Consider the following 9,969-nt stretch of genomic DNA (forward strand, 5'->3'; position numbering starts at 1 on the left):
TAGGCGACAAGGTGCGGTCCTTCCGTTCGCTACCGCACCTAACTTTGTGCTGTATCAAACTTGCCACATTTCCTGAAACTTATTCGTCGCGCCCTTGTCCGAGCTTAAAGCCTATAGATGCATCGCTAATGTTCGTTGCCGCACAGACCGTCCCGTCGCAAACAGGCATTCTTGAGTCAAAGCAGTATCAATCCAGTTTAAAGGAGCGTTCTCATGCATGCAGTCAGCAAACAACAAACCATGGTCCAAAACGAGATGAAAGCCTCGCCGGAGATGCAATCCACCACGGCCCGGCTGACGGCCTTGATGGATCGCTCGACCCCGGCGCCGCTGGACCGCAAGCCGGCCCTGTCGATGGCGTCGATCGAGCGCGTGCGCTCCACCTCGGCCACGCTGCGCCGCATCGAAAACATGCAAAAGCTGATCGGCGAACTGTCCATGCACGAGATGCTGGCCGACGAAATCGCCTGGTTCCTGAAGTTTTCGCCGTCCGGCGCCCGCAAATACATCCGCGACCTGCGCGAAGCCGGCGTGATCGAGCTGGCCCGCTACGTCGAAGGCACCGCCACCTACCTGGGCAAGGCCGTTTATCAACTGACGCCGGATCCTGAGCGCATCGCCGCCTTCCTGGCCGCCATCGCCCAGCCGAAACGCGAAGGCGCGCCGCCACGCAAGGAGCGTCCAGGCCTGCGCGAGCAAGCCATGGCGGGCAGCGGCCGTCATTTCCACATCCTGGCCGACGACACCCACTACGCCATCCGCGTCAACCGCGGTCCGGTGATGCGCGATCCGCTGGTGGCAGCCCTGTTCGGCAGCGCGCCGTCGCAGCAAAAAGCAGAATAAACCTCCTCGCAGGGGTATGATAAACAGCCGGCCGGTGAACACCGCGCCGGCTGTTTTCTTGTTGACATATTGAAATGCGGCGCAGCCGCCCCACCTATGCTGGCATGACATCTTACGGACCTGCGGCACATGGAAGCTTTGATCTGGATAGGCCTGACGGCACTGGCGATCGCACTGCCTTTTTACTACCCGCGCTGGCGCTTGCAGCGGGTACTGGCCCGGCCCTTGCCGCGTGAAGCGGAGCAGGTTTTACAGCGCAGCATCCCGGTCTACCGCCGCATGAGCCCCGACTTGCAGCAGCAATTGCGCAAGCTGGTGGTGCAATTCCTGCATCAGAAAAAGTTCGTCGGCTGCGAAGGGCTGGAAGTGACCGACGAAATGGCGGTCATCATCGCCGGCCAGGCCTGTCTGCTGCTGCTGAACCGGCACAGCAAGGTGTATCCGGCGCTGCACACCATCCTGGTCTATCCGAGCGAATTCGTGGCCCAGCGGCCGCAGGTGGGGCCGGGCGGCGTGATCACGCCGGGCCACCAGAGCATGCTGGGCGAGTCGTGGGATGACGGCCGCGTGGTGCTGTCCTGGGACGATGTGCGGCGCGGCGCCGGCGACTGGACCGACGGCCACAACGTGGTGCTGCATGAATTCGCCCACCAGCTGGACAGCGAATCGGGCCGCGCCAACGGTGCGCCATACCTGGGCAATCCGGCCAGCTACCGCGAATGGTCGGAAGTGCTGTCGCGCGATTTCCAGAACCTGCGCATGAACGCCATGTATCGCCAGCACACGGTGATGGACTACTACGGCGCCACCAATCCGGCCGAATTCTTTGCCGTCGCCACCGAAACCTTTTTCGAAAAGCCGTACCAGATGGCCGAGCACCATGCCGAGCTGTACGCGGAATTCCTCAAGTATTACCGCGTCGATCCGCGCGAATGGATGTCGCCGCCGCCACCGCCGCCGGCAGCCGAGCCGGTCTCGTTCGCCTACGGCTGGTAGTCACAGGATGATGGAGCCGTCGTCGGTGCGCTTGACGTGCAGCAGGCCCGGCTCCTCGTCCTCCAGCCGCTGCGCCTCCAGTTCCTGCGCCGACGGCGCCTTGCCGGCCTCGGCCAGCAGGCGCTGACGTTCCTCCAGCCCTTGCAGGATGTTCTGCTCCAGCTCGGCCTGCTGCCACGGCTTGGGAATGAAGCGGAACACATGGGCGTCGTTGATGGCCGCCATGGCCGTCTTGAAATCGGTCGAGGCGCTGAGCATGATGCGCACCGTGGTCGGCGCCACGTCCTTCAGCGCCTGCAGGAATTCGCCGCCGCTCATTTCCGGCATCATGAAGTCGGACACCACCAGGTCGAATTCGCAGACGCAGATGCGGTTCAGCGCGTCGAACGGATTGGTGAAGGTTTCGATTTGCGCGCCGGCCAGCGCCTTGCTCAACCGTAGCGCCCGTTGCAGCGCGCTCAGCATGTTCGGTTCGTCGTCCACCAGCAATATACGGGTCATGTTTGCTCCTCGGTATGGCGGATCGGCAGCAGCACGCGGAAACAGGTGCCGCGTCCCAGTTCGGTATCGACTTCGATGCGGCCCTTGTGCTTCTGTACGATGCCGTAGGCCAGCGACAGGCCAAGGCCGGTGCCTTTGCCCACCGCCTTGGTGGTGAAAAAGGGATCGAAGATGCGCGACAGCGCGTCCGGCGCGATGCCGTTGCCGGTGTCTTCCACTTCCAGTTTCACCGTCTGCTGGTCGGCCATGCCGGTGCGCAGCGTGATGGTGCCGCGCTGCTCGCCCATGGCCTGGGCCGCGTTCACCACCAGGTTCAGCACCACCTGGTTGATCTGCAAGGGCAGGCATTCGATTTCCGGAATGTCGCCATAGGCCTTGACCACGTCGGCGCGGTACTTGACCTCGTTGGCGACGATGTTCAAGGTCGAGTCTATGCCCTGGTGCAGGTCGGTACGGCTCCATTCCTGGTTGTTGTCGGCGCGCGAAAAATCCTTCAGGTCTTCGACGATATGGCGCACCCGCACCAGGCCTTCGCCCGATTCGCGCATCAGGGCCGGGATGTCCTCGCGCAGGAAGTCGAGGTCGATGCGCTCGCGCATGGCGCGCAGGCGCGTCACCACCTCGGGCTGGGCGATGCTGGCTTCGGCTTCCTGGTAGGCGTCCAGCATGTCGAACAGTTGGCCGAGGTAGTTTTGCAGCGTGCCGACGTTGGAGAAGATGTAGCCGATCGGATTATTGATCTCGTGCGCCACGCCGGCCGCCAGCTGGCCGATGGAAGCCATCTTCTCGGCCTGCACCAGTTGCTGCTGGGCCGCCGACAGCAGGTCGTTCAGCTCGGTCAGCTGGCGGATGTCGTCCTCCAGCTTGTCGTTGGCGTGGGCCAGCTGGGCGGTGCGCTTTTCGACGATGTGTTCCAGCCCGTCGCGCGACTTGCGCAGGGCGTTTTCGGCGACGCGGCGTTCGGTGACGTCGCGCAGCGTTTCGATGGCGCCGACGATATGGCCCTCGGCGTCGCGCAGCGGCGCGGCGGTGAAGTGCAGCCAGTGGCCGCTTTCGCCGATGTTGGGGAAGAAGTCCTCCGACTCGTAGGCGCCGGGGATCAGCGTCGACGGGTGGCTGTGGCCAGGATAGTGGTCGGCGATATTGGTGTCGCCGGCCACGATCAGGTCGCACAGCAGCGAGCGCTCCTTGACGTAGAACGGCTGCCACTGGTTGCGGGTGCCGACCATGCAGGCGCGTGTCCAGCCCAGCAGCTGTTCGCAGGCCTTGTTCCAGTGGGTGATGACGTGGTGGCGGTTGATGGCGAAGGTGGCGACCGGGTGGCCGTCGAAGAATTCATCCAGCGCCACTTCGGCCTGCGAGGGGAGTTTCATCGTAGCGTTCCTAATTGACCAGAATCTGGCACATATCGTTGACCATCACGGGGCAGCTGGCGCTGAGTTGCTGGCGCTGTTCATCGTCGAGCGCCAGCGTGTGCCAGGCGTGCTCGCGCTGCGCTTCGCTGGCGTCGGACGGCTCGGCCAGCAGATGGGCAAGGCCGATCGCCAGCGCCAGGCCGGTGGCGTTGTCGTCGCGCTGGTGGCTGATGGCGTCCTGGATCGCCGGCGGGAATTTCCAGTAGGCCGCCAGTGCGCTGCCGGCCTGGGTGTGGTCGACGCCGAACACGGCCAGCTCGGCATCGGCCACGCTGGCGTCTTCATGCTCGGCGCGCCAGGCCGGCACCGCCGCGTATTCGTCGGGAAAGCGGGTCGCCAGCACCAGCGTGCCCAGGTTGTGCAGCAGGCCGGCGGTGAAGGCGGTGTCCGGACTCTGGCGCAGATGGCGCGCCAGCGCGCGCGCCCACACGGCGGTGGCGATGCCGTGGCGCCAGAAGGCGTCGAAATCCAGCGCCGGACCGCTGGCCGGCGGCACCGCGCCGATCACGCCGCAGGCTGTCACCAGTGTGCGCACGCTGTGCAGGCCCAGCACCGACATCGCCTGCTGGATGCTGGTGACCTTGGACGGCATACCGTAGAACGAGGAATTGGCCAGGCGCAGCGTCTTGGCGGTCAGCGCCTGGTCGAGTGCGATGCGGCCGGCCAGGTAGTGCAGGTCGACGTCGTCCTGTTCCATGCTGACCAGCAGTTCCGCCACCACCGCCGGCAGCGAGGGCAGGTCGTGGACGCGGCGCACCACGTCATCCAGGGCGATCTGGCTCATGCGGCGGCCTCCAGGCTGAGCGTGATCAGGCTGCCGCGCGAAGCCGAATGCAGTCCCATCGGGTAGGCGGTGACGCTGTAGCGCCGGCCGCCGATGGCGGCGTGGTGGTTGGCCGGCGGCAGGCAGGCCGGGTCCGGGAACAGCTCCGGCAGCACCAGGCAGGCCTCGTTGCCCAGCAGCGCGCCGCTGCGCTGGAACAGGCGGCCGGCGGCGCCGTTGACGAAGGCGATCATGCCGTCGTCGTCGAGACCGATCACCGGCAGCGGCAGCTGTTGCAGCAGGTCGCGCGCCACGCCGAGGCTGATCTCGTCGCGGGCGATCTGGCGCTGCATCTGGTGCAGCAATTGCTCCATGCGGCGGTTGGCGCTGGCCAGTTCGTGGTTGGCGTTGCGTACCTCCATGTGCAGGCGCGCGTTGTCGTCGGCGATTTCCTTCAGGCGGAAGGCGTCGCGCAGGTGGGTGCGCAGCTGGTCGTCATTCCACGGCTTGGTAAGAAATTTGTAGATGGCGCCTTCGTTGACGGCGTCGGTGACCGATTGCAGCTCGGTGTAGCCGGACAGCATGATGCGGATGGTGTCCGGCCGCAGCGTGCGCGCCTGGCGCAGGAAGTCGGCGCCGCTCAGGCCCGGCATGCGCTGGTCGGAGATGATCACGTCGATCTGATGCTGGGCCAGCATCTCCAGCCCCTGTTCGCCGCAACTGGCGGTGTGGATTTCGTAGCCGTCCGGGCGCAGCAGGCGCTTCAGCGCCGACACGATGTTGGCCTCGTCGTCGACCAGCAGCAGGCGGCGCTGCCGCGCCTGCACCCGCAGCAGGTGCGGCGACAGGCGGCGGTCCGCGCTCAGCAGCGCGCCGATTTCCTCCGGCAGCTGCGGCGCGCCGTACAGCTCGCCCTGGATCAGGTCGCACAGATTGTCGCGCAGGAAGGTGCACTGGGCTTCGGTCTGCACGCCGTCGGCGGCGACGCGGATGCCGAGGTGCAGCGCCATGGCGATCAGCGCCTGGCACTGGGCGGCGACGGCGTCGCTGTCGGCCACGCCGCGCACCACGGCGCTGTCGAGCTTGATGTAATCGAAGGGATAGCGTTGCAGATTGCTCAGGCAGGCGGGGCCGGCGCCGTACCGGTCCAGGGTCAGGCTGACGCCCAGCTGTTTGAAGAAGCCCAGTGCGGCGGCGCTGGCGGCGGTGTCGTGCATCAGCGTCGCCTCGTCCAGCTCCAGCGTCAGCGCGGCCGGCGCGATGGCATGCTGTTCCAGCAGGGCGGCGACGGCGGGGCCGAAGCGCGCGTCCTGCAATTGCGCCGGCGCCAGGTTGATGGCGACCTGCAGGTCGGCGCCGCTCAGCACGCCGCCTTGCCACAGCGCGCGGTCGGCGCAGCTGCGGCGCAACAGCGCCAGGCTGTCGCCGCGCGTGGACCACGCCTCGACGCCGGCGACGGCGCCGTTGCGCAGATCGACCAGGGGCTGGTAGCGCGGCGGTTGATCGAACTCCATCAGGCGTTCCTATCGAAATGGAAGCTTGCTGCTCGAAAATACTATCGATTGATTATACGGCCAAGTCCGCGCGGTTCAACCTTTTTAACGTGTGCGCAAGCGAACGGAAAACCGCCGGCGTGCGCGCCACACTGGCACCAAACTTAAACCAGGAGAACACCCATGAGCACCATCATTGCCGGGCATTTTCAATTACAGGATGAAATCGCCGACGCGCGGCTGGCCTTGTTGAGCGCCGGTTTCGCGCCGGCCCGCATCAGTTCCTTCTACGTCAACCCGCCGGGCCAGCACGACTTGCATGAACTCGGCGGCGACCACGACAAGTCGCCCGGCGCCAAGGAGAGCGACGAGGGCGTGGTGCAGGGCGGCGCTACCGGCGCGGTGGCCGGTGCGGTGGTGGGCGCCGCGACGATTCCGATCACCGGTCCGGTCGGCCCGGTGGTGGGCGCGCTGGTCGGCGCCCACGTCGGTTCGCTGTACAGCCTGCACAAGATGAAGGAAGCGGGCGAGCCGGACGAGGATGGCAGCAACGTGCAGCCGCCGCGCAAGGCCGGCATGATGATCGCCGTGGCGGCGGACGAGCCGGCCGAAACAGACAAGGCGCTGGACATCCTGCGCCGCCTGGGCGCGCGTGAAATCGAACGCGCCGAAGGCCAGATCAGCGGTGGCGACTGGCGCGACTTCAATCCGAATTCGCTGCCCGAGCGGGTCTGAGTCCGGCAACAGTGTCGGCTTGCTATCCCCCATTTGGATGGCGTTGTTGCATATCCGAGACTAGGGCTGCACGCAAGGCAATTTTCGGTATGATAGTCGCAGAGATCAACCGAAGAGCGGAGGCGGCAATGACACAGGCATGGCTGGTACTCACTCGTCCGGATGGGCGCGACGTCACGGCGCCGTCCGAGGCCCAGCTGGCGGCGGCGCTGAGCGACGTCTACAGCGGCAAGACCGCCAGTCCCGAAGGCGGTCCCGGCAGCGCGGTGCTGCGCTTCGGCTATGACGACGGCTTGATGTATGAGATGGAAGTGTCGAGCGGCGGCGCGGTACGCTTTGCCGAGTGGTCGGACCGCGACTGCGAAATCGCGCTGGCCTCGCCGCGCACCATGACCGTGCTGCAGCAGGCCGACGCGCTGCAGCTGTGGCGCCTGATGGCGCAGCGGCAGGTGGCCAAGATCCGCAACCAGCCCTGGCTGGACGACTAGCGGATTCGTTGTTCCAGCCGCGTCTGGCAATTGATGCACAAGCGCGCCTCCGGCCGCGCGTTCAGCCGCGAGTAGCCGATGGCCTCGCCGCAGTGTTCACATAAACCGTAGAGCTGATCGTCGAACTTGGCCAGCGCGTGGCGCACGATGTCGAGCTGGCGCGAGGTCAGCGTGGCCGCCTCGTGCACGGCGGCATGCAGCGTGCGCTGGCTGGCGTTGTCGGCCGGCGAGGCTTCCGCCACGTGCGGCAGGGGCAGGCGCAGGTCGGTGTTGCGGTCCAGATCATCCGCAAGCTGACTCAGCAGCGCGATGCGCGCGCATTCCAGCCGCGCCTGCAAGGTCTGCCATTGATGGTCGTCCAGTCCGTTCATGCCGCGCACTCCTTACGGCATTTGACCTGCTACGGCGGGATTTGTTCTACAGCGCCTCGATGTGGTGCTTGAGTTTTTCCAGCGGCGACAGCACGTGTTCCGGCTTGCCGGCGGCCACCGCCGCGCCAAGCGACAGCAGCTCGCCGGCCAGGTCCACCAGATCCTTGAGGCGGTCGATCCGGTCGATTTTCTGCTGCGCCAGCGCGGTCAGGTCCAGCAGTTGCTGCTGTTGCGTGCCGAGGCCGGTGGCGGCCAGCACGGCGGCATCCAGGTACAGGCCGTTGGCGCGCTGGCGCAGCGCCACCTCGTTTTCAAACAATGCCTGCGCCACGCCTTGCGAAATGCCGGGCAGGGCGCCGTCCGGCGACGGCGTGCGGATGGCGCGCATCAGGCGCCGGTGCAGGGCGTCGGCGTTGGCGGACAGGTTGTCGGCCAGCGCCTCGATCTGCGCTTGCTGGGTAGGATTTGCCATGGCCCCTCCTTACGGTTTGGTCGGGATCTGGTCGACTAGCGCGCGGTGCCGCCGCTCGATGGCGTCCAGGTTGTTGCGCGCCAGCGTGTAGCGCAGGCCGATCAGGCGGAACTCGGCCTGCTTCTCCTGCAACTGCGCCTTGGCCAGCATCAGCAGCAGGCGGTCGCGCTGCGGATCGCGGAATGGAATCTCCGCTTCCAGCATGCCGGTGACGGTTTTTTCTTCGTTGTCGTTGCTCTTGTCGTACAGGCGCAGCAGCGTGCGCATGGCGTCCAGCACGTCCTGCACCGGCTGCCGGCCTTCGCGCATGATGTCGTTGACGGCGTTTTCCTGCATGGGCCGGGTGACGGCGCGCGCCACCAGCCGCGTCAGGCCGGCGAAGGCGTTGACGTGGCGCGCCTCCAGGCCGGAGTCGGGCCAGGCCTTGATGCCGGTGCTGACGCTCTTGACCTGGTCTTCCAGATCGTACTGGTCGTCGCCGGCCAGCTTGCCCAGCGTTTGCATGTAGGCCTGCAAGCCGTATTGCAGCTGGACGAAGTCGTCGCAGGCCTGCTGGCGGCGGGCGTTGAGTTCCTGCTCGCGGGCGTCGGCCTCGGGCGACAGGTAGGGCTGCTCGCGCTGGTAGGTGTTGCGGTAGCGCTCGGTCAGCTCATGGTAGGCGCCCAGCTTGGGCGCTTCGGCGGCGAAGGCGCGCACCTCGGCCATGCGCGGCGTGCTGCTGGCGCAGCCGGTGAGGATGGCCAGCAAGGCAAGGATCAGGAACCAGCGTGACAGTTTCATGGGCGCTCCGCAGTGTGTGGGACATTGTTGCCGGTGGTGAAACGCTCCGTCTTGCGCGCGCGCAGACTATGTGGTCAGCGCCTCGCGCCAGCCGAGGCCGGCGTTGGTGTCGCCGGCCGGAATGTATTCGCAGCCGAGCCAGCCGTCATAGCCGAGCTGGTCGATGAAGGCGAACAGGTGGCGGTAGTTGATCTCGCCGGTGCCTGGTTCGTGGCGGCCGGGCGTGTCGGCGATCTGCATGTGCTTGATGAAGGGCAGGTTGGCCTGGATGGTGTTGGACAGCTCGCCCTCCATGCGCTGCATGTGGTAGATGTCGTATTGCAGGAAGATATTCGGGCAGGCCGCTTCGGCGATGATTTGCAGCGCCTGGCTGCTGTGGGTCAGCAGGTAGCCGGGCATGTCGTAGTGGTTGATCGGCTCGATCAGGACGTTGATGCCGGCCGGCTGCAGTTGTTGCGCGGCGTAGCGCAGGTTGTCGAGGTAGGTGGCGCGCGCCAGCTCGGGCGCCAGGCCGCCGGGGATCTTGCCGGCCATGCAGTGAACCTGGGTGACGCCCAGTTCGCCGGCGTACTCCAGTGCGCTGGCGACGCCGGCGCGGAACTCGTCGACGCGGCGCGGATCGCAGGCGATGCCGCGGTCGCCGGCGTTCCAGTCGCCGGCCGGCAGGTTGAACAGCACCAGCTTGAGCTGGTAGCGGCGCAGGCGCTCGGCGATCTGCTCGGTGTCGAAGGCGTAGGGGAACAGGAATTCGACCCCCTCGAAGCCGGCCGCATGGGCCAGCGCGAAGCGGTCGAGGAATGGCGTGTCGGTGTACAGCATCGACAGGTTGGCGGCGAATTTGGGCATGGCGGTAGCGGGGTAGTCAGTGACTGAGTCGCTATCGTAATCCAAATGCGTGTGGCGTGGCGTGCGTTCACCCCGCACGGCGGTCCGCCGGGGTCTGACCCCGCATGGGGTCAGACCCCTTTTTGCTGTGGGGGAAGGAGGCGGGAATGGCTCGCCTGCCTTTTTTTAGCGGCCGCGGCCGCCGGAGCGGTGCTGGGCGGCGGTGGCGGTGCGCCACGCACCGGTGGTGGCGGTGGCAACGGCGGCGCTCCGCGCTCCGCCGCCCA

12 protein-coding genes are annotated in these 9,969 nt (G+C 66.3%); 4 read left to right on the plus strand and 8 right to left on the minus strand.

Features of this window, described 5'->3' with window-relative positions; all coding sequences use genetic code 11:
* Nucleotides 1-213 precede the first annotated feature (213 nt).
* Together GJ695_RS22615 and GJ695_RS22620 are read left to right on the plus strand one after the other, a co-directional pair.
* Complete coding sequence (locus tag GJ695_RS22615; RefSeq protein ID WP_371865408.1) at nt 214-843, plus strand: winged helix-turn-helix domain-containing protein; 630 nt, start codon at nt 214-216, stop codon at nt 841-843.
* 129 nt (nt 844-972) lie between these two features.
* Nucleotides 973-1,839 carry a M90 family metallopeptidase gene (locus GJ695_RS22620; protein WP_154368757.1) on the plus strand — a complete coding sequence of 289 codons (867 nt, stop codon included), beginning with the start codon at nt 973-975 and terminating at the stop codon, nt 1,837-1,839.
* Here GJ695_RS22620 and GJ695_RS22625 read toward each other — a convergent pair whose 3' ends face one another.
* The 4 genes from GJ695_RS22625 to GJ695_RS22640 are packed head-to-tail and all read right to left on the minus strand — an operon-like array spanning nt 1,840 to nt 6,032.
* Entirely contained in the window at nt 1,840-2,340 is a 501-nt protein-coding gene (locus GJ695_RS22625) for a response regulator (RefSeq protein ID WP_154368759.1), read from the minus strand.
* Entirely contained in the window at nt 2,337-3,713 is a 1,377-nt protein-coding gene (locus GJ695_RS22630) for an ATP-binding protein (RefSeq protein ID WP_154368761.1), read from the minus strand. The genes GJ695_RS22625 and GJ695_RS22630 overlap by 4 nt, the downstream gene beginning before the upstream one ends.
* 10 nt (nt 3,714-3,723) lie before the next feature.
* A complete protein-coding gene (locus tag GJ695_RS22635; protein WP_154368763.1) occupies nt 3,724-4,539 on the minus strand; it encodes an HDOD domain-containing protein in 816 nt (271 codons plus the stop codon).
* The gene (locus GJ695_RS22640; protein ID WP_154368765.1) at nt 4,536-6,032 is read right to left on the minus strand and encodes an EAL domain-containing protein; all 1,497 of its coding nucleotides are present in this window, start codon (nt 6,030-6,032) and stop codon (nt 4,536-4,538) included. Before GJ695_RS22640 ends, GJ695_RS22635 begins: the two co-directional genes overlap by 4 nt.
* 162 nt (nt 6,033-6,194) lie before the next feature.
* On the opposite strand from GJ695_RS22640, the gene GJ695_RS22645 reads away from it, so the two are divergent.
* Nucleotides 6,195-6,746, plus strand: coding sequence for a glycine zipper domain-containing protein (locus tag GJ695_RS22645; RefSeq protein WP_154368767.1), 552 nt, complete (start codon nt 6,195-6,197; stop codon nt 6,744-6,746).
* A 128-nt stretch (nt 6,747-6,874) separates the two neighbouring features.
* The gene (locus GJ695_RS22650) at nt 6,875-7,234 is read left to right on the plus strand and encodes a hypothetical protein (RefSeq protein ID WP_154368769.1); all 360 of its coding nucleotides are present in this window, start codon (nt 6,875-6,877) and stop codon (nt 7,232-7,234) included.
* On the opposite strand, the gene GJ695_RS22655 is transcribed toward GJ695_RS22650, so the two are convergent.
* The 4 genes from GJ695_RS22655 to hyi all read right to left on the minus strand — a co-directional run bounded on the left by GJ695_RS22655 (nt 7,231) and on the right by hyi (nt 9,703).
* Complete coding sequence (locus GJ695_RS22655; RefSeq protein ID WP_154368771.1) at nt 7,231-7,605, minus strand: TraR/DksA family transcriptional regulator; 375 nt, start codon at nt 7,603-7,605, stop codon at nt 7,231-7,233. The two genes, GJ695_RS22650 and GJ695_RS22655, sit on opposite strands and share 4 nt — an antisense overlap.
* A gap of 46 nt (nt 7,606-7,651) precedes the next feature.
* Nucleotides 7,652-8,077, minus strand: a complete 426-nt coding sequence (locus tag GJ695_RS22660) for a hypothetical protein (protein WP_154368772.1) — start codon at nt 8,075-8,077, stop codon at nt 7,652-7,654.
* Nucleotides 8,078-8,086: 9 nt separating this feature from the next.
* Nucleotides 8,087-8,857 carry a hypothetical protein gene (locus GJ695_RS22665; RefSeq protein ID WP_154368774.1) on the minus strand — a complete coding sequence of 257 codons (771 nt, stop codon included), beginning with the start codon at nt 8,855-8,857 and terminating at the stop codon, nt 8,087-8,089.
* A 66-nt stretch (nt 8,858-8,923) separates the two neighbouring features.
* Nucleotides 8,924-9,703, minus strand: coding sequence for a hydroxypyruvate isomerase (gene hyi / locus GJ695_RS22670; protein WP_154368776.1), 780 nt, complete (start codon nt 9,701-9,703; stop codon nt 8,924-8,926).
* Nucleotides 9,704-9,969 lie beyond the last annotated feature (266 nt).

Origin of the sequence: Duganella alba (genome assembly GCF_009674495.1) — a bacterium.
GTDB lineage: Bacteria > Pseudomonadota > Gammaproteobacteria > Burkholderiales > Burkholderiaceae_D > Rugamonas > Rugamonas alba.

What these genes read in the sequence shown, in the direction of transcription:
- GJ695_RS22635 (WP_154368763.1), bottom strand. Translation starts at nt 4,539, where the DNA reads ATGAGCCAGATCGCCCTGGATGACGTGGTGCGCCGCGTCCACGACCTG.
- GJ695_RS22645 (WP_154368767.1), top strand. Translation starts at nt 6,195, where the DNA reads ATGAGCACCATCATTGCCGGGCATTTTCAATTACAGGATGAAATCGCC.
- hyi (WP_154368776.1), bottom strand. Translation starts at nt 9,703, where the DNA reads ATGCCCAAATTCGCCGCCAACCTGTCGATGCTGTACACCGACACGCCA.
- GJ695_RS22655 (WP_154368771.1), bottom strand. Translation starts at nt 7,605, where the DNA reads ATGAACGGACTGGACGACCATCAATGGCAGACCTTGCAGGCGCGGCTG.
- GJ695_RS22615 (WP_371865408.1), top strand. Translation starts at nt 214, where the DNA reads ATGCATGCAGTCAGCAAACAACAAACCATGGTCCAAAACGAGATGAAA.
- GJ695_RS22660 (WP_154368772.1), bottom strand. Translation starts at nt 8,077, where the DNA reads ATGGCAAATCCTACCCAGCAAGCGCAGATCGAGGCGCTGGCCGACAAC.
- GJ695_RS22625 (WP_154368759.1), bottom strand. Translation starts at nt 2,340, where the DNA reads ATGACCCGTATATTGCTGGTGGACGACGAACCGAACATGCTGAGCGCG.
- GJ695_RS22640 (WP_154368765.1), bottom strand. Translation starts at nt 6,032, where the DNA reads ATGGAGTTCGATCAACCGCCGCGCTACCAGCCCCTGGTCGATCTGCGC.
- GJ695_RS22665 (WP_154368774.1), bottom strand. Translation starts at nt 8,857, where the DNA reads ATGAAACTGTCACGCTGGTTCCTGATCCTTGCCTTGCTGGCCATCCTC.
- GJ695_RS22620 (WP_154368757.1), top strand. Translation starts at nt 973, where the DNA reads ATGGAAGCTTTGATCTGGATAGGCCTGACGGCACTGGCGATCGCACTG.
- GJ695_RS22630 (WP_154368761.1), bottom strand. Translation starts at nt 3,713, where the DNA reads ATGAAACTCCCCTCGCAGGCCGAAGTGGCGCTGGATGAATTCTTCGAC.
- GJ695_RS22650 (WP_154368769.1), top strand. Translation starts at nt 6,875, where the DNA reads ATGACACAGGCATGGCTGGTACTCACTCGTCCGGATGGGCGCGACGTC.